The organism is Shewanella sp. KCT (genome assembly GCF_007636505.1).
Classification (GTDB): Bacteria; Pseudomonadota; Gammaproteobacteria; order Enterobacterales; family Shewanellaceae; genus Shewanella; species Shewanella halotolerans.
This window is the reverse complement of record NZ_LVDJ01000012.1, coordinates 1-18554: the sequence shown is the minus strand read 5'-3', so window position 1 is coordinate 18554 and position 18554 is coordinate 1. Positions and strand designations below refer to the sequence as shown.

Below are 18554 nucleotides of genomic sequence, written 5' to 3'. Positions count from 1 at the left end.
AAGAGTTTGGGTGTTTGAGGAATTAAAGGATTTAGGAGGGCGAAACAATATGGAGCAGGGCATGACAGATACCGACAGCAAGGGTGCCAGCGTCAGGGTGCCGCCGCCCTTGATCTTTATTTTCGCTATGGGCCTGGCTTTGGCCTTAGAGTGGCGTTTTCCCTTAGGGTTGTCGACTCACCCCATAGGTCAGATAGCCGGCGCTGCCTTGCTGCTGGCAACTAGCTTAGTCTTGCTACATATAATGCTCATCTTCAGGCAACGTCAAACCGCCATCGAGCCCTGGAAGCCTACCTCCACCATTATCACCTCTGGCTATTATCGCGTTAGCCGAAATCCTATCTATGTGGCTTTCTGCGGCTTTCCCATTGGGTTAGGGCTCTTGTTAGCCTCCGCCTGGTTATTGCTGAGCACCTTGCCAGCCTGTTTCGGGGTCTATTGGCTTGCGATCCGCCGCGAGGAGGCCTATCTGCTGGCAAAGTTTCCTAAGGAATATGGGGCGTATCTAAAGAGTGTCAGGCGCTGGTTGTAACAGCGCCTGTTCTATCTTGGCGGTTAGCCGCCGATGGGAGAGTCGAGATATTGCTGATAGGTGTCCTGGCCCCAGGCGATCAGCTTGTTGTTCTTAAACAGTAGTGGGGTACATTCGTCGCGGGTGGTCTCGCCGTCCGACTTGCTGTGATGGGTGCGATAGAAGAGCACCTGTAGGGTATCTTGATTGCTGCTCTTGGCCTCGGAAAAATCGGCCTTACCCATGAGTGTCTTGATCTGTTCTATCGGTTGTCCTATGGACAGTTCGGTTAACTTGGCGTTGTTGTAGGCCTGTCTGTCTTCCCAGTCCATATCGTCTGGCGTGGGTTCATAAACCAGGACGACGACGGCGACAAAGGCCAGATAGGCCGCGAAGATTGAGCCTATTATCACTGGAACTTTAGATTTCATCTTACCTTGGGATCCTTCCATGCTGCGGGTGTATCTGCAGTGGATTAAACCACTGCAACATATTGCTTACAATATAAAGCAGATGAAAACGGTATGGTAGTACCGTTTTTGCTTACAGGTGCGAGAACGTCAACAAATAAGTAAGCGAATGTTTACGCCTTGGCCGTCTGCTCAACCCTGAAGTTCGCCAGACGGGTGTTGAGGGGGATGTCGGTCTGCAGTTGCACCAGCTTATAGCTCAGCCTCGCTAGCGCGCGTCCCTCTTCGAGCTTCTTGGCCTGTTTGGCGCCTATCTTATCCAGGGAGGCGTAGACGTTGGCCAGGGTGCGGAAGGTTTTCAGCAACTCACAGGCCGACTTAGGGCCGATACCTGGGATGCCGGGGATCTTGTTGCCGCTGTCGCCCGCCATGGCGAGAAAATCGATGAACTGACTCCTATCGACGCCGAGCTGACGCTCGCGATCTTCTATGGTGATCGCCTGCTGATTGAAGTGATCCCACAGCTGTATCTGGGGGGAAAGCAGCTGGGTAAAGCCCTTGTCGGTGGAGACGATGATCGCCTCTCCCTTGGCCTGTATCATCTTGCTGGCCAGGGTGGCGATAACATCGTCGGCTTCGGCTTTGGCGTCGATGGAGTGAAAGCCGCGCTCGGCGAGGTGCTGCTTAAGGGCGGGCAGCGCCTGACTCAAGGCCTCAGGCATGGGCTTGCGCCCTTTCTTATAGTCGTCGTAGAGCTTCTTGCGCCATGAGATGGCATCGCCATCCCAGACCAGGGTGACATGGCTGGGGTTGTGTTTGCTCAGCAGCTTACGGCAGGCGGAGGTGACCCGTTCCGGCAGGCCGTTAACATCGTTCTCGTTTGGCTGGGCGGCGTGGATGCGCCGCACCAGGTTGAGTCCATCTATGATTAAAAATCGGTTCATCTTGTCTCTAACATAGGGTTAAGTGGCGATCCGATAACAGGGGACATAGGCGCTGCCGGGCAGCTTCATGCGCTGCTGATCCACGAAGGCCTGCAGCAGGGTGTCCATCAATTTCATCAGCTGCTTATCGCCCCTGAGCTCGAAGGGGCCGGAGCGCTCTATCTCTCGCATGGTGTCCATCTTGACGTTGCCCGCCACTATACCAGAAAAGGCGCGTCGCAGGTTGGCCGCAAGATCCGCCTTGTTGGACTGGTAGTAGAGGTTGAGGTTGCTCATGATCTCATGATCCGGCACGAAGGGCAGCTGAAACTCGGGCTCTATCTTCAACGACCAGTTGTACTGGTAGGAGTCGCCCGTGTCTCTGCGGTGCTGCTTGATGACTGTCATGCCGTGGCTCATGATCCGCGCGACCCGCACAGGGTCATCGATGACGACCTCATACTTGCTCTGGGCCTCTTCGCCCAGGGTGGCGGCGACAAACTCATCTATCTTGGTAAAGTAATCGGCGCTCTCCCTCGGGCCTGTGAGCACCAAGGGGAAGGGGATGTTGGCATTTTCCTTGTTGAGCAAGATCCCCAGCAGGTAGAGCAGCTCCTCGGCGGTGCCGGCGCCACCTGGGAAGATCACTATGCCGTGTCCCAGGCGGACGAAGGCCTCGAGTCGCTTCTCGATATCGGGCAAGATCACCAGCTCGTTGACTATCTGATTGGGGGGCTCGGCGGCGATGATACTGGGCTCGGTCAGACCGACATAGCGGGCGGTGCGCACCCGCTGCTTGGCATGGCCGATGGCGGCGCCCTTCATGGGGCCCTCCATGGCACCAGGGCCGCAGCCGGTACAGATATCCATGCTCCGCAGGCCCAGCTCGTAACCTACCTCTCGGGTGTATTGGTATTCGTTTTCATTTATGCTGTGGCCGCCCCAGCACACCACTAGGTTGGGATCCTGACGGGGGATCACCTGGGCGTTTCTCAGTATGTCGAACACCACGTTGGTGATATGGCTGGAGTTGGTCAGGTTGATATGTTTCAGGTTGTCGTAGCGATCGCTGAGGTAGACGATATCCCTGAGTACGGCAAACAGATGCTCCTGGATCCCGGCGATGATGTTGCCATCGACGAAGGCGGCCTCGGGGGGATTGACCAGCTCTATCTTGATGCCGCGCTCGCGTCTGAGCACGTTGATATTGAAGTTGCTGTACTGCTCAAACAGGGTGCAGGCGTTATCGCTCTTTAATCCTGAGGCGAGCACCGCCAGGGAGCAGCTGCGAAAGAGTTGATAGAGTTCACTGCTAGCGTTTTGCTTGAGGCGATCAACTTCCAGCTGGGAAAGTTGATCCATACTGCCTCTGGGACTGATATTGACGATCATGGCGACTCCTTAGCAGTAGACCCAAAGCCATGACACCGGGGAAAAGGGTGGAAACTCCTGGGATAGCCCCCAGGATTAGGCGTCAATAATCACTCTGTCTCTGCTTTCATGTTTGGCCTTGTAGAGTGCTGCGTCGGCGCGTTCGAAGGTTTCGCTTATCTGCTCGTTTTCAAGAATTTGTGCAGCACCTATTGATACTGTAACCGTAATTCTCTGATTTTTAAACTTAAAGGGAATATTTTTTACTTTCTCCCTCACGCGATTCAACAGCTGCTCTATGTCGTTGGCCGACACATCCGGAATGAGGAGGACAAATTCTTCACCGCCGTACCGGGCCACAAACTCAGATTCACGCAGGGAGTTTTTCAGTGCCATGGCGATCACCTGGAGCGTCTTATCCCCAGTGCTGTGGCCGAAGTTATCGTTGATGGATTTGAAGTGATCTATATCGGCAACCGCCACCCATAGCGGATGACGATGGCGCTGATAGTTGCGGAACTCCTGCTCCATACGCTCTTCCAGCGCCGCGCGGTTGGGCAGCTGGGTGAGGGTGTCGAGCAGGTTGAGTTTCTGCTGTTCGAACAGACGCTCTTTATAGGCGTTGGCCTCTTTACTCAGCTCGTTGAGCTCGTCGCGCATCGTCTCCATCGATTTGCGCAGCATCGCCTGTTCGCGCTGCTCCAGCGCCTCCTTGCGCCCGAGGGCGGTGCGGATAGAGGCGAGTTGCTCAGTGACCTGCAGCTTGAGGTGGTCTATGTCGTCGATGTCTATGATGGCATCGCCAACATTGTCGACCCGCGAGTTGATCTCACGGTTGAGCTGCTTCTTCAGCTGATAGCTGCGCTGGTTGCTGTTGTAGGAGTCATTCACCACCTCACGCACCGCTGAGAGGGCATCGTTGAGGGCGTAGAGGAATTCCTGAGAGGCGCTCTTCTCCAGCGCAATATTTTCCAGCAGCAGGGAGAGTATGGTCTGATAGGCGTCGATCAGGCCGTCGACATCAATTTCGGCGGCCAGGTAATCCTTGATCACCAGTACCTGATCGCGCTGATCTTTACGAAACTCGATCTCAGAGATCATCTGTGCCAGCTCGTGAGCCAGTTGCCTGTGTTTCGGCAGAACCTCTAGCTTGTCGCCCTGGCTGAGCTGCTCATGCATGATGGCTTCGAAAAAGCCCACCAGGCGCTCTACCTTAGGAAAGTAGTCCCAGTAAGTATGAAACGGCTTGCCGAGATCTTGCTTGTAGTAGGCGATCTCTTTCTTGAGTTTGTCCGGTACCGAGTCTACACGCTGTAGCTGACGGATCACCTTGGCGAGGCTGGCGCGGCCATCTTCGAGCTGTCCCATCACATGGTGGTACTGCTGCTTGAGTAGCTGCTCGACCTCGAGCAGGTCCGGCAAGACCTCGTCGATATGTTCGACGTTGATCAGGTTGTGGCGCAGCTTGGCCAGCTTGTTGTCCAGCTCTATGCTCTGACCCTTACAGGCGAGGCTGAGATGACCGATAAATTGCAGCAATGAGCTTTGGCTCTGGGCCTTCTGATCGTTGAGTTCGGCCAAGGCGATTTTGGCAGAATGGAGTTTCTGCTGAAGGAGCGATACCTGGGAGAGGCTTGTCATAGCGTCTTTCATTCTAGACCTTATCAATAAGCTTCAGCGTCAGTTGATGGAAGAAACTTCTATGTTGTAAAGCGGTTAGAAGTTGCCGAACAATTTTACCATTGGCTAATGGAGAGCTATTTGAGGCCAATGGTATCCGATCTAGTAGGTTATGCAAATGTACCGTCGAGGGTATGTGACCCAAGCAGGATACTTTTGTGAAATTATGTGGGGTCTGCATCGTTTGCTCCCTGCCATTTGGGCCATTGGATGAGTGCCTTATTCTCATTGCATTCGACCTTAACCAATCCTCGGCTGATCCCTTTTTCCAAGTGTAAGTATAGCGGGTTAGACAAAATTGCTGCCGGCGCAAAATTCAGTGGTGTGATACTGACATAACAATCTTTTTGCGTCCCCAGACTCATGGCGCCCGCCACTAGCATCTGCAGCACATTGAAGTAGGTATCCGGCGTCACCTTGATGTCCGGATTACCAAGCAGCGGCACCTTGATGCAGCCCAGCTTGAAATGAGTGCCCTGGGTCTGCGGCTGGTCATCGAGCAAGCTGCGGATCCGCTCCAGAAGTGCTTGATGGGCGTTTACCTCGTTAAGCGTCAGCAGGATGAGGCCCGGACGAATAAGATAGGCCTCTCCGGCCAGGCCCCGGCTCAGGGTGTCCATCAGGCGCGCGGTGGCCTCGAGATAGGTGTCGTTGCCCAGGTTGAGATCCAGTGTGTGGCCGTCATCGACAGAGAGCAGCGCCAGCTGGGCAATCTCGTTTTTCTGTCCCATGCGAGCGATGAAACCGTGATAGCCAGGCAGTTGGGTGATGGGTTCTTGATTTACCTTCTGTTTAAGGCTGGTCAGCTGTTGTTTCAGCTTGGCCTTGCCGCGCCATTGGTTGATACCGACCAGGGCCAACAGCAGACTCACGATAAAGATGATGCTGGCGGCCAGCCTGAACTGATGGGCCTGCTTCTCTTGTGTCTTGTTTGATGCCTGTAGCTGACTGAGCTGCAGCTTGAGCTGCTGCTCGGCCAATACACTTGGGCTATAGTCTGAGGGCTTCTGGCTTTCATGCTCGAGATCCTGACTCAGAGTGATCAGCTGCTCCAGCGCCGCCAGGGCCTTGTCGATGTCGCCCAGTTCCTTCAAGGCGCGGGTCTTATATTGCAGCGCCTCAAACATCTGCTCCGGCAGTTTCTTCTCCCGGGCTAATACGAAGGCCTTGGCGGCATAGGCGTTGACCATGCTCCAGTCACCGAGCTGGCTGGCCACCTGAGCGATCAGTAGGTCGTTATAGATCAGGTAGTGCTTGCTCTTCTTTTGCAGGAATAAGCCGTTAGCCTTGATAAGGTTAGTCAGGGCGCGCTTGGGTTCCTTGTTGTTGAAATAGGCTTCGCCCAGGTTGTGCAGGTTAAGAGCCTGGGCGGTTAAGTTGCCGCGTCTGACATCTATCTGCTGGGCATTGAGGTAGTAATCGATCGCCTGATTCCAGCGCTCCTGCTCACCATACACCATGGCGATCACTGTCATGGCGCTGGACAGATAATTGTCTTTACCCACCTTGGTAAAACCATCGGCGGCCTTGTGGGCATAGGTCAGGGCCTCATCCCAAGACTTGAGATCCCGATAGACGCGGGCGAGGCGCAGCGACAAGATGGCGTTGAGGAAAGGCTTGTCCAGCCCCTCGGCCAGGCGGATCGCCTCGGTATAATGTTGCAGCGCCTTGGCAAACTGCTCATCGCCGCTGTAGTAGTGCCCCAGCGTCGACTCGGCCTTGGCGATCAGATAGTCGTCTCTGAGCTGATAGGCCAGCTCGCGATACTGATTGAGGTGGGTGAGGGCGGCGTTCTTCTGTAGCGTGATGCGATAGAGGTCGCCAAGCTGATAATGAATGTTGTGTAGCAGCAGCTGAGTCGGCAGATCTTCGCTGGCCTTGAGCTGAGCCAGCGCCTGCTGATAGTAAGTGATCGCCAGCTGGTAATCTTGCTTATCCCTACCTGTCTTACGCCCCTGGAGCATCAGCAAGTAAGCCCTGTCGTAGGGGGTATCGGCGATGATCTCAAGCTGGGTCATCACCTGCTGCGCCTTCTCCAAGGCGTCATCGACCCCTATGCCCGGTTCCAGGTAGACACGGGCCAGCCACTGTAGCTGCTGCTCCAGCTCCTGGCCACTGAAGCCCTGGGTATCGGCGAGGTGGTTGAATTCCACTTCGCTGGCAAATTCGATGGGAAAGGAGAGGCTGGCGATGGCGTCTTGGTAAAACTCGGGGGCCGACTCTTTAAATTTAACCTCTTTGCTGATCAATTGGCTGAAGGCTGCATTGACCGAGGTCGCACAGCAAAAGAACAGCAGCAGACTGTAGAGAAATACGCGCATTTTCGTAGCATCACCGAGCCGCAGGCGGGCATATTATGTTTTTAGAATTCTGTCCGCAGTGAGAGGGATAAATCGGGTTATACTGACGAACTTCACATTACAACTATGATAACAGAAGGAAGCCAGAGTGAAACTAGCTGTACCCTTGATTTTGATTTTTAGTCCTTTTTTCCTGTCTCAAGCTCACGCAGATGTTAATTACCGGATCGATCTCACCCAGCCTCAGCATCACCTGGCCAAGGTGGAGGTCGACTTTCCCCGCAGCGAGGCCAAGCAGCTTAGTGTGAATCTACCCGTGTGGCGCACCGGCAAGTATCAGGTGTTGCCCCTGGGGGATGCGATCCGCCATTTCAGCGCCGAAGATGAGTCGGGCAGGGCGCTAGCATGGCAGCGCAGCGCCAGCGGCGAATGGCAGGTGAAACTGAGCCAGCCGACTCAGGTCAAGGTTACCTATCAGCTCTATGCCAACAGCCTGGGGCAGAGAGTGAGCCATATCGACGCCTCCCATGCCTATTTGGATGCCAGCGGCGTATTTGTCTATAGCCCAGAATTTCGCGATCAAAAGGTAAATGTCTCGCTAAAAGTGCCTGAGGCCTGGCGCAGCTACTCGGGCATGGAATCAAAAGATGCCCATCTATTTATGGCGGACAATTATGATGTGCTGGTGGACTCGCCCATAGAGACGGGGATCAGCCAGCACAGAGCCTTCTCGGCAGATGGTCGTGACTACGAGCTGGTGGTCTGGGGTGAGGGTAACTATGATCTCGATAAGATGGTGGAAGACCTTACCAAGCTCAGCGGGCAGGCCAAGGCGATTTGGACTGGCTACCCCTTTAAGCGCTACGTCTATATGGTGCACGCCACCAGTGGTGCCAGCGGCGCGACCGAGCACCTGAACTCTACCGTTATCCAGCGCCCACGCTTTAGCTTTCGCGAGCGCAAAGATTACCTCGGCTTTATCAAGACGGCTTCCCACGAATTTATTCATACCTGGAACGTGAAGGCTTACCGCCCTCAGGGGCTGGTGCCCTACGATTATCAGCAGGAGGGGATCACCGAGCTCTTGTGGATCGCCGAAGGCTCGACCAGCTATTTTCAGAGTCAGCTTTTGTTGCGTGCCGGTGTGATCACTCCTAAGGAGTTTCTGGAAGATCTGGCCCGGCGTATCACGCGCAACGAGCAGACACCGGGGCGGGAGGTGCAGTCTGTCGCCGAGGCCAGTGCCGGTCAGTGGGTGGCCGGTGGCGGCGATTATGCCCAAAACCACAGCAGTAACATCTATGCCGAAGGCTACCTGACCTCACTGGCACTGGATTTTAGCCTGCTGAGTGACACCCGCCTCAAGACCTCCTATCGGGATCTGCATGCCAAACTGTATCAAGATTTTAAGCTTCCGCTGGGATACCAAGTCAGCGATGTAAAGCAGATTCTGCGTGAGCTGTCGGGCAAAGATTATGGCGACTGGTGGCAGCATCATGTGAACAGCCCGCTGGTGCTGGACTATGACGCCTTGCTGGCCAAGGCGGGACTGAAGAAAGACTATGGCAGTGATAATAAGGCGATCGCCTATGCCGGCATGCAAACCCGTGATGGCAGCCTGAAGCTAAGTCATGTGAAACGTGAGGGACCGGCCTGGCGAGCAGGCATAGTGGCGGGCGATGAGCTGGTGGCGATAAATGGCCTTAAGGTCACCGCCAAGGGCTTTGCGGCGCGCATCAAAGACTTTACCCCGGGCGATAGCATCAAGGTGACGCTCTTTAGTAACGATACCCTAAAAGAGGTGGCGCTGACGCTGGCGGAACAGCCCAGTGAGAAGCTTAAGCTCGTTAGCGTCGATAAGCCGAGCCGGAAACAGAAAGCCTTCTTCGAGGCTTGGCTGGGAATTGATTGGCCCTTCGATGGTGAAGGTAAGCTGAAAGGCTAATTCATGCCTATCGCATTTGTGGTGTCGGGCCAGTTGCATCGTCTGAACGCAAGAACATACCAATAAAAAACCACCCGCTTGGGTGGTTTTTTATTTCTTGAGAACTTAAAAGTTAGTCTCTCAAGCCGTCAAGAATCTTAGCTTACAGGCTAGCTTACAGACTATCTTCCAGGCCGCCCAATACTTCGACTAGCGAGTTCATCAGGGCGATCAGCTCGCTGCCCATCAGGGCAAAGTCGGCGTCCAGACGCGCCAGTGGATCTTCTGTGCCCACCTCGTCGTTGTGCGCCCTAAACTCTTCCGAGAACTTCAGGCGTTTGATGCCAGCATCGGATTGCAGCACGAAGGCGATAGACTGGCCGAAATGCAGCGCCAGCTTATGCACCTGCTTACCCACCTCAAGATGCGCCAGCACCTCGTTTTCGGTCAGGTCTTGCTGTTTGAAGCGCACTATGCCGCCTTCATCTGAATCTGACTTAAGCTCGGCCTCATCCTGCATCTCAAATGGTGCAGGCGCGCTGTTGCTCTTGAGCCACTCGGTCAGCTGGGCTTCGATTGGCGTCTTGAAGCTCAAAGGAATCACCGGCAGTGAGCCCAGCGCCTTACGTAGCAGGGCCAGTAACTCTTCCGCCTTAGTGGCGCTTGATGAGTCCACCAGGATCATCTCAATCTCAGGCAATATCAACGCATGGATCTGGCTGCGACGAGAGAAGGCGCGTGGCAATAGCGTGGTGGTGATCTCCTCTTTGAGCGCATCTTTCTCTTTCTTGGCGAGCTTGCGGTTTTCTTCGGCTTCGATCTGCGCCACTTTTTCTTCGAGGGCTTCTTTTACCACCTGAGAAGGCAGGATCTTCTCCTCTTTGGTGGCACAGATAAGGTGTCTGTTCTCGGCGCTGTGTACTAAGGTGTGGCCGAGTTTACCCAGTGCTTTAGAGAAGCCGAACTTGCTGATGTCCTGGCTGGAGCAGGGAGAAAAGGTAAAGTCTTCCAGTGACTTCTCTAGCGCTTCGGTATCGACAGAGAAAGGTTTATTAAAACGATATACGGTAAGATTCTTAAACCACATGATAGGCGCTCAATCAAAAATAAAGCCGCAGTGTAAGCCATTGTTGGGCGCGGGTAAACCGCTAACAATCTTCCTCAAAATGTCACAAATATTGCTCAAGTGACATAATTCATCAAACTGTAATATTTCATTTTATCGCCTCGAAGCGCCCATATCGCCTGGGTTTGTGGTCAGCGGGCGTAGTTCACATTATCAAATTTATCCAGTTGCTAAATCGATGAAATAAAACTGCAACATAAAAGTTGCACACTTTCGGCCGTCCAAACCAATAACCAAGACGAACAAACGTCGAAAGGATTAAATGATGAACGTTTTTTGTAAAACACTACTCGCTTCTGCGCTAGCAACTGCCACTCTCGCTTCTGCACACGCTGCAGAGCCATTGACTGTTTACGGCAAACTAAACGTAACGGCTCAATCTAACGATGTAGATGGTGATGCAACGACGACTATTCAGAGCAACGCTTCTCGTTTTGGCGTGAAGGGTGCTTTCGAGCTGAGCAGCTCACTTGAAGCTTTCTACACTGTTGAGTATGAAGTGGACACAGGTGATGCGGCTAAGGAAAACTTCTTGGCTCGTAACCAGTTCGTTGGTTTAAAAGGTAACTTCGGTGCTTTCTCTGTGGGTCGTAACGACACCATGTTGAAGCAATCTCAAGGTAAAGTTGACCAGTTCAACGACCTGTCTGGTGACCTGAAGCACCTGTTCAAAGGTGAAAACCGTATCGAGCAGACTGCGACTTACATGACGCCTTCTTTCAGCGGTTTCAAAGTAGGTGTGACCTATGCTGCTGAAGGCGCTAGCTCACAGTATGGCCAAGACGGTTTCAGCGTTGCCGCTATGTACGGTGATGCTAAGCTGAAGAAGTCTCCTATCTTCGCTTCTATCGCTTACGACTCAGACGTTAAAGGTTACGAAGTTGTTCGCGCTACTGTTCAAGGTAAGATCGCTGGCCTGAAGATTGGTGGTATGTACCAGCAGCAGGAAGAGACTTACAAGAAAGACGGTACTGCCGTTGTAGGTGCTGACAGCAAGACAGGTTACCTGGTAAGTGCTGCTTACACTATCGATGCCGTAGTTCTGAAGGCTCAGTACCAAGATATGGAAGACAAAGGTGATTCTTGGTCAGTGGGTGGTGACTACAAGCTAGGCAAGCCAACTAAACTGTTTGCCTTCTACACCAACCGTGATTTCGAAGGTGTTGACACTACCGATAAATTCTTCGGTCTGGGTCTAGAGCACAAGTTCTAAGTTATTGATAAATAACTTTCACTCGCGAGTCGAGTGCTGACTAAAGGGAGGCTTATGCCTCCCTTTTTGATGTAAGATTTATGACAAAATAAGCCGTTTTATGACAAACTAGCCCTGCGGTTTCATAATTTTGTAATAAAAAAGACCAATAATGGACACGTGGGAATTCACAGATAGAAGATCGCATATGACTGCTAGGATTTTGATAGTTGAAGATGAGCTGGCCATCCGAGAGATGTTAGCTTTTGTTTTAGAACAACATGGATTTACGACAACTACAGCAGAGGATTTCGACTCAGCATTGGATATGTTGTCAGAACCTTATCCAGATTTGGTGTTGCTCGATTGGATGTTCCCGGGCGGCAGTGGTATCCAGCTGGCCAAGAAACTGCGCCAGGATGAGTTTACCCGTCACATTCCCGTCATCATGCTGACGGCCCGTGGCGAAGAGGAAGACAAGGTGAAGGGGCTCGAAGTGGGCGCCGATGACTATATTACCAAGCCTTTCTCGCCCAAAGAGCTGGTGGCACGCATCAAGGCGGTCATGCGCCGCGCGGCGCCGACGGCACTGGAAGAGCCGATAGACGTACAAGGATTGGTACTCGACCCTGTGAGCCACCGCGTGACCGTGGGCGATCAGGTGCTGGAGATGGGCCCGACCGAGTTCAGGTTGCTCCATTTCTTCATGACCCATCCAGAGCGCGTCTACAGCCGTGAGCAGCTGTTGGACAATGTCTGGGGTACCAATGTGTATGTCGAAGACAGAACCGTCGATGTGCATATTCGTCGCCTGCGTAAGGCCGTCGAGCCATCGAATCACGACCGTTTGATTCAAACCGTTCGTGGTGCGGGCTACCGTTTCTCGACCCGTCTCTAGGGCCAAATTTTCTTTGTGGTTTAAGATTCATCTAAACAGGTTTTGATTGCATGGCTTGGGGTTTGCAGTGACAGACTGCTAGCCGGCAAGAAAGTACAGACACTGTTTAGATGAACCCTAGGGGCCGCGCCTCTTGTGTCTTGTTTATCTGCTATCTCATGCCTGTGTACATCATTGCTGCAGGCGTAGATAGCCGGGGACAAAAACACAAAAGCTCGCCGCAGAAACAAACAGCAAGGGTCGATAGATCCAAGCAAATTGATAGGCACAAGCGGCAATTTAAGCTATCTTGTGCCCATTCGCTTACTATGGCTTATCTATGTTTGATTCATATTCAGGGTATCAACTACTCACTCGATTAGTGATATATCTACTGCTCTGTCTTGCCGTTGGATTACTCATAAATCAGGTGCTGTGGATCATGTTGCTGGGCAGTATCGCCCTGCTCATTTGGCACTATAAACAGATCTCAAGACTCAACTATTGGCTGTGGCGCGATAAGCGACTAACGCCCCCCAACGGCAGTGGCAGTTGGGAAGGGGTGTTCAACGGTATCTACCGTTTGCAAGGTAAAAACCGTAAACGTGTCAGCCAGCTTGCCTATCTGCTCGCCCGCTTCAGACAAGGGGCCGAGGCGCTACCCGATGCGGCCGTGGTGCTCGATTCAGAGAACAACATCGCCTGGTGTAACAAGCTTGCCCAGCTCATGTTAGGCCTGGTGTGGCCCCAGGATAACGGTCAGCGGATCGACAACCTTATCCGTCACCCCGACTTCTCCAAATACCTCAAGCAGGCCGATTTCGACGAGCCGTTCGAACTTGTCGACACCCAGAGTGATAGCCGGATCCTGGAGATACGTATCATGGGCTATGGTTCGGGGCAGCGGCTATTGATTGCCCGCGACATCACACGTATTCGCCAGCTCGAGGGGATGCGTAAGGAGTTTGTGGCCAACGTTTCTCACGAGCTCAAGACGCCGCTGACGGTATTGCAGGGGTACCTGGAGATGATGCAGGGGATGGCCGAACCTAATTCGCCCAACGCCAAGGCGATGTCACAGATGCAGCAGCAGACCAACCGCATGCGTTCCATGGTCGAACAGCTGCTGGTGCTGTCGCGCATCGAAGATGGCAGCGCGGTTAACCTCGAGACCAAGGTGAACATGACAGTGCTCATGGAGACGCTCAAAGAGGAGGCGCAGGCGCTGGCCATGGGGCAGTATGAACTGTCTATCGAGGCGGATCCCGGACTGAATCTCTATGGTAGCGAGGTGCAGCTTCGCAGTGCCTGCTCTAACCTGGTGTCGAACGCCATTCGTTATACCGAGCCCGGCGGTAAGATCAGCATTCGCTGGAAAAGAGTGCCCATGGGAGCCGAGTTTAGCGTGACGGATACCGGCGAGGGCATAGCGCCGCAGCATCTTACCCGTCTGACCGAGCGCTTCTACCGGGTTGATAGTGCGCGTTCTCGTCAGAGTGGTGGCTCGGGATTGGGCCTGGCCATCACCAAGCACGCGCTGCATCATCACCAGAGCGATCTCACCATAGAGAGTAAGCTCGGGGTAGGTAGTCGCTTTAGTTTCATCATCCCTAATCATCTGCTTGACCTTTAGCGGTTTGATGTGAGGTATTAGATGGCTGAAGTTTGGTATTAGTTGGATTAAATAGATTAAACGCCGTCGCTAATGACGGCGTTTTTTTATGGGGTTTATTTTATGGCGTCTAGGTTATGGCACTCGCCGTCACCCATGACGCAAACTTGACGATTTGATGTCAAACTTAATATGGCGACGCTAAAAAGCGCATTTGCGGCAATTTAATTTGTCATTGTCATCTAAGTGTCACATCACAGTCATAGACTTGTCACCGTTGCGATTGATACTGGCTGCAACTTAAATGAAACGAGTAAGCAAGTCCGCTTAACACTGGAGCATAGAATGAAACTTAAACAGCTTGTCGGTGCGGTGAGTTTAACAGCCGCTAGTGTATTCTCAGCAGCCTCTATGGCCGCTCTTGATCCATCACTGCCAACTTATGAAAAAACAAGTGGTGTATCAGGTAACCTATCTTCTGTAGGTTCAGACACTTTAGCCAACATGATGACCCTATGGGCGGAAGAGTACAAAGAGATGTACCCTAACGTTAACATTCAGATTCAAGCAGCGGGTTCATCTACTGCGCCACCAGCACTGACTGAAGGTACTTCACAGTTCGGTCCAATGAGCCGTAAGATGAAGCCTAACGAAATCGAAGCATTCGAAAAGCACTACGGTTACCAGCCAACTGCTATCCGTGTAGCAATCGATGCTCTTGCAGTATTCGTACACAAAGATAACCCAATCAAGGGTCTAAGCATTGAGCAGATCGACGGCATCTTCTCTGCAACACACAAGTGTGGCGGTAGCGATGTTCAACGTTGGGGCGATGTAGGTCTAGACGGTTCTTGGGCTGCTAAAGACGTACAGCTATATGGCCGTAACTCAGTATCTGGTACTTACGGTTACTTCAAGAAGAAAGCACTTTGTAAGGGCGACTTCAAGGCTAACGTAAACGAGCAACCTGGTTCTGCATCAGTGGTTCAGTCTGTATCTCAATCACTTAACGCTATCGGTTACTCAGGTATCGGTTACAAGACAGCAGGCGTGAAAGCGGTTGCAATCTCTAAGAAGGGCGACAACTACATCGAAGCATCGGCTGCTAACGCTGCTGACGGTAGCTACCCACTATCACGTTACCTATACGTTTACGTGAACAAGCACCCTAACAAAGACTTGGCACCACTAGAGCGTGAATTCCTACGCTTCGTACTGTCAAAGCAGGGTCAGCAAATCGTAATGAAAGACGGTTATGTACCACTACCACGTAGTGTGACTGCTAAAGACCTGGAAAAAGCGGGTATCCGTCTGTAAGACGACAGCTTGAACTGAAAAGGCCTCCTAGTGAGGCCTTTTTTGTCTTCCAAATAAGACGGTATTTTTGTTTGAGTCTTGGTTACATTGTTATTTATTGAATGTGTTTGAAGAGCCTACCTTCATGGCAAGTTAACGCTTGCCCGGCGGGGGAATGTGGGAATGCTTTCGGGTCGTAGCGTTTGGCTGCTTGGGTATTTGCTATGGACTTGAAGGTCACACCTTCATGGTTATCTAACGCCTGCCCGGCGAGGGAATGTGGGAATGCTTTCAGGTCGTAGCGTTTGGCTGCTTGGGTATTTGCTATGGACTTGAAGGTCACACCTTCATGGCTATCTAACGCCTGCCCGGCGAGGGTTGTGCAGATACGCCTGTGACACGCTGTACGCCATCCCTGGCCGCTCTGCGGTTTCATCCCTGAAACCGAAGGTCACCGGCGTATCTACACTTGGTATCCAACGTCTCTTCGATTTAACTTCATCTGTCAGTGCTATGGATTTTGGCTTTGGTCGATTTGGAATCAATGAGTAGATTGAAGATTGTACCTTCATGGCAAGCTAACGCCTGCCCGACGAGGGAATGCCAAAAAATGTAGGGAACATTTTTGGCCCAGCCATCGACGTCCGCAGATGCATCTACACTTGGTATCTAACGTTTCTTCGATTTGGCCGTGTTTGGGTGAAAAGGGAATGAAAAAGCTGATTTGGTTTTGCCCCGAAGTGAGTTGTTGGTCTGCCAGTAAATCGCAAACTTACTACTCAACAATTTCTTATCTAAGTCCTGTTTGTGCGATTCATCATAAGAAGTAGAAACTGGACAGATATACAGTCATATTGAAATTATGTGACTTTTGGGTGATTTTAAGTCTAAATCCGTGCGCGTTTTGCCGTTATTGATAATATAACTCCCTTCAAAAACAACTGATTGCAATCCTTGTTAAGTAAATAATAGGTTTGGAAAACGCGCATGCGCGTTATTCCAGATGGATTACTTATATGAAAAGCGGCAAAATGTTGATAAGTTTATTCCATACAGATACTTAGCTGTGCGCGTTTTCACTGGTCCAACGAGGTAAACGCGCATGCGCACTAATAAAATGTTATACGATTAAGGAGAAAAATGAAGCCTGATTTACACGGAAGTAGAATAGTTTTGAGGTCAATTCAAACGAATGATTCTGATGATTTGTTTGAAATTTATGGTGACATTCAAACAATGGAATTTGCTTCAGACCCAGTTTTTACATCGGAAGATATGGTAGTTCAGATGCTAGAATGCGTCGTCCGACTAGAGAAATCAGGTGAATCGTTGGAATGGGCGGTTATGGAGCAAGCGACAAGCAAAGTTATTGGAACCTGCGGCTTACATAGCTTTAGTGATAGCGGTGATTCCTGTGAGGTCGGGTGCTTACTAAATTCATCGTACTGGCGACAAGGGTATATGTCGGAAGCTCTTAGTTTATTATTCTCTCATGCTAAATCTTTGGGCATTGAAAAATTGTATGCTGATATTGATGAGGGTAACTTTAGGTCTCAAGCTTTGTTTAACAAACTGGGCTTCAAAGCTAAAAACGGTCAGTTTCAGCGCTTGCTGTGAGGCATCGTATAACAAACTGTTCAAGAGGGATTCGCAACGCGTGCCATTTTTACTATGCGTTGGTTTTAATGTTTAAGGTGGCATGCGGCAGCTTTGGTATTGCGTTGCTCACCCCTTAACAGGGCGTTAGAAAGTTTAGGAAAATATGGTGTTAGAATTAAGAAAGTCGGTGATATCAGAAGCCAGGGCTTTTGTTGAAATGGAGTGTTCTCATGATACAAAAGGCTTTGTTATTCCTTATTCACTAGAAAAGCACGCAAGTCTAATAGAGAGCAATGACGTAATTTATCTGTCTTTGTACTACGAAAACGAGTTGTCAGGTTTCATAATTTTGTCGCAAGAAAGCCAAGAAGTCGTTGAGTTCAGGAGAATTGTTGTTGCTTCCAAAGGAAAGGGTCTTGGTCAACTCGCAATTAAAGAGATGGAACAGTATTGTGCGGAAAACTTAAACTGTTCAAAAGTCTGGTTAGATGTATTCGAATCAAACTCAAGAGGAATATATATTTATAAAAAGCTGGGCTATACGCAATTTAAAGAAGCGTTCTATGAAGGTAAGAAATTGTTATTCATGGAAAAAACGTTCTAACAAGTGACTGTGGTGTTTAGTCAATATATTTATCCGTTTTTTGCGCACCACAGCTCCTCGCTTTTAAGCATGGTATTCAAGATCACGATGAGCTTTCGCATGCAGGCGATCAGTGCTACTTTCGGCATTTTTCCAGCCGCTTTGAGACGCTGGTAATAGCGCTTAAAAACAGGATTACACTGTATGGCAGACATCATCGCCATAAACATGACTGTACGTATTCTGTGGCGACCACCACGGATCCTGCGTTTACCCTTGTAAGAACCACTTTCGCGGTTCATGGGAGCGACACCAACTAGGGCGGCAATTTCTTTTCGGTTTAGTTTTCCTAACTCTGGCATTTCACTAAGCAGAGTGTAGGAAAGCACTTTCCCCACCCCAGGAACACTCGTCAATATTTCCGATTTGACGCGCCATTCTTTGACCTGGGCTACGAGCTTATCGAGTTTTTCCGTAAGTTTATCTATTTGCTGGTTAAGTGATTTAAGCAAAGTATTAATTGATTTATGAAGCTCTTTGGGCATGATTTGGAGACGATTTTTTTCCATCGTTGCCATTTCAAGTAGCTGAGTTCGTCTGATTAGTAAGTCTTTGATTATTTTTGACTGTTCATCCGGAAGTTGCTTTATCTCAGGTTTAATGATTGCCGAAAATTGAGCGATGACTGAAGCATCAATTCTGTCTGTTTTCGCCATGACACCGATAGCTTGGGCAAAGCGACGAACTTTGATTGGATTGACGATAACAACGGGTAAATTAGCTTTATCGCAGGCAAAGACAAAGGCATGCTCATAACGACCCGTCGCCTCAGTGACGATACGTTTTACCGGATGCTTCTTAAGTACCTGAATGACTTTCTGGATATGTTCAGGGTCATTTGGGATAGATAAATGTAGGTCGAGTGGATGTAGAACGATATCGAGCTGTGACTTACCGACATCAACGCCGACATTGATTTCAGTTTGGTTTTTATGGTTGTTCATTATAAGCTTACTCTGCCTTGCTATACGGGCTCGAGGCCCCAATGACTGTTCGAGTTATTGCTAGGAGTTATGCAGCGCTACCCACTTGTTACCGGTCTCTCGTAAGAGGAGCCGCCATTCAATCGAGCTACTGCATAAAGACCCTC

General features: G+C 50.9%; 16 protein-coding genes. 8 read left to right on the top strand and 8 right to left on the bottom strand.

Features of this window, described 5'->3' with window-relative positions:
- Positions 1-61: 61 nt before the first annotated feature.
- Complete coding sequence (locus AYI87_RS16150; RefSeq protein WP_260865159.1) at positions 62-532, top strand: methyltransferase family protein; 471 nt, start codon at positions 62-64, stop codon at positions 530-532.
- 23 nt (positions 533-555) lie between these two features.
- Here the strand turns inward: AYI87_RS16150 and AYI87_RS16145 are convergent, their stop codons facing one another.
- The 5 genes from AYI87_RS16145 to AYI87_RS16125 form a co-directional block, all read right to left on the bottom strand.
- Positions 556-942: a DUF3192 domain-containing protein gene (locus AYI87_RS16145; protein WP_144203755.1), complete on the bottom strand. Its 387-nt coding sequence runs from the start codon at positions 940-942 to the stop codon at positions 556-558.
- A gap of 152 nt (positions 943-1094) precedes the next feature.
- Complete coding sequence (gene xni / locus AYI87_RS16140) at positions 1095-1865, bottom strand: flap endonuclease Xni (RefSeq protein WP_144203754.1); 771 nt, start codon at positions 1863-1865, stop codon at positions 1095-1097.
- Positions 1866-1883: 18 nt separating this feature from the next.
- Positions 1884-3236 (bottom strand): nucleotide 5'-monophosphate nucleosidase PpnN, encoded by a 1353-nt coding sequence (gene ppnN / locus AYI87_RS16135; RefSeq protein WP_144203753.1) that lies wholly within the window; start codon positions 3234-3236, stop codon positions 1884-1886.
- 75 nt (positions 3237-3311) lie between these two features.
- Positions 3312-4868, bottom strand: coding sequence for a GGDEF domain-containing protein (locus tag AYI87_RS16130; protein WP_011866551.1), 1557 nt, complete (start codon positions 4866-4868; stop codon positions 3312-3314).
- Positions 4869-5059: 191 nt separating this feature from the next.
- Complete coding sequence (locus AYI87_RS16125; RefSeq protein ID WP_144203752.1) at positions 5060-7216, bottom strand: tetratricopeptide repeat protein; 2157 nt, start codon at positions 7214-7216, stop codon at positions 5060-5062.
- 127 nt (positions 7217-7343) lie between these two features.
- Here AYI87_RS16125 and AYI87_RS16120 point away from each other — a divergent pair, with 127 nt between their 5' ends.
- Positions 7344-9140: a M61 family metallopeptidase gene (locus AYI87_RS16120; protein WP_144203751.1), complete on the top strand. Its 1797-nt coding sequence runs from the start codon at positions 7344-7346 to the stop codon at positions 9138-9140.
- 154 nt (positions 9141-9294) lie between these two features.
- Here the strand turns inward: AYI87_RS16120 and rdgC are convergent, their stop codons facing one another.
- Positions 9295-10206 (bottom strand): recombination-associated protein RdgC, encoded by a 912-nt coding sequence (rdgC, locus tag AYI87_RS16115; protein WP_144203750.1) that lies wholly within the window; start codon positions 10204-10206, stop codon positions 9295-9297.
- Between the two features lie 301 nt (positions 10207-10507).
- On the opposite strand from rdgC, the gene AYI87_RS16110 reads away from it, so the two are divergent.
- From AYI87_RS16110 to AYI87_RS16095, 4 genes are all read left to right on the top strand, one after another.
- Complete coding sequence (locus AYI87_RS16110) at positions 10508-11458, top strand: porin (protein WP_011866547.1); 951 nt, start codon at positions 10508-10510, stop codon at positions 11456-11458.
- 187 nt (positions 11459-11645) lie between these two features.
- Complete coding sequence (gene phoB, locus AYI87_RS16105) at positions 11646-12335, top strand: phosphate regulon transcriptional regulator PhoB (RefSeq protein WP_041406681.1); 690 nt, start codon at positions 11646-11648, stop codon at positions 12333-12335.
- A gap of 319 nt (positions 12336-12654) precedes the next feature.
- Positions 12655-13947, top strand: a complete 1293-nt coding sequence (phoR, locus tag AYI87_RS16100) for a phosphate regulon sensor histidine kinase PhoR (RefSeq protein ID WP_144203749.1) — start codon at positions 12655-12657, stop codon at positions 13945-13947.
- A 324-nt stretch (positions 13948-14271) separates the two neighbouring features.
- Positions 14272-15243 (top strand): PstS family phosphate ABC transporter substrate-binding protein, encoded by a 972-nt coding sequence (locus AYI87_RS16095; RefSeq protein WP_041509185.1) that lies wholly within the window; start codon positions 14272-14274, stop codon positions 15241-15243.
- 94 nt (positions 15244-15337) lie between these two features.
- On the opposite strand, the gene AYI87_RS16090 is transcribed toward AYI87_RS16095, so the two are convergent.
- Positions 15338-15658 carry a hypothetical protein gene (locus tag AYI87_RS16090; RefSeq protein ID WP_144203748.1) on the bottom strand — a complete coding sequence of 107 codons (321 nt, stop codon included), beginning with the start codon at positions 15656-15658 and terminating at the stop codon, positions 15338-15340.
- 704 nt (positions 15659-16362) lie between these two features.
- Between AYI87_RS16090 and AYI87_RS16085 the strand changes: the two genes are divergently transcribed.
- Both AYI87_RS16085 and AYI87_RS16075 read left to right on the top strand, forming a co-directional pair.
- Complete coding sequence (locus AYI87_RS16085) at positions 16363-16839, top strand: GNAT family N-acetyltransferase (RefSeq protein ID WP_144203747.1); 477 nt, start codon at positions 16363-16365, stop codon at positions 16837-16839.
- 145 nt (positions 16840-16984) lie between these two features.
- The gene (locus tag AYI87_RS16075) at positions 16985-17425 is read left to right on the top strand and encodes a GNAT family N-acetyltransferase (RefSeq protein ID WP_144203745.1); all 441 of its coding nucleotides are present in this window, start codon (positions 16985-16987) and stop codon (positions 17423-17425) included.
- A gap of 29 nt (positions 17426-17454) precedes the next feature.
- On the opposite strand, the gene AYI87_RS16070 is transcribed toward AYI87_RS16075, so the two are convergent.
- Positions 17455-18408, bottom strand: a complete 954-nt coding sequence (locus tag AYI87_RS16070; RefSeq protein WP_144203744.1) for an IS110 family transposase — start codon at positions 18406-18408, stop codon at positions 17455-17457.
- Positions 18409-18554 lie beyond the last annotated feature (146 nt).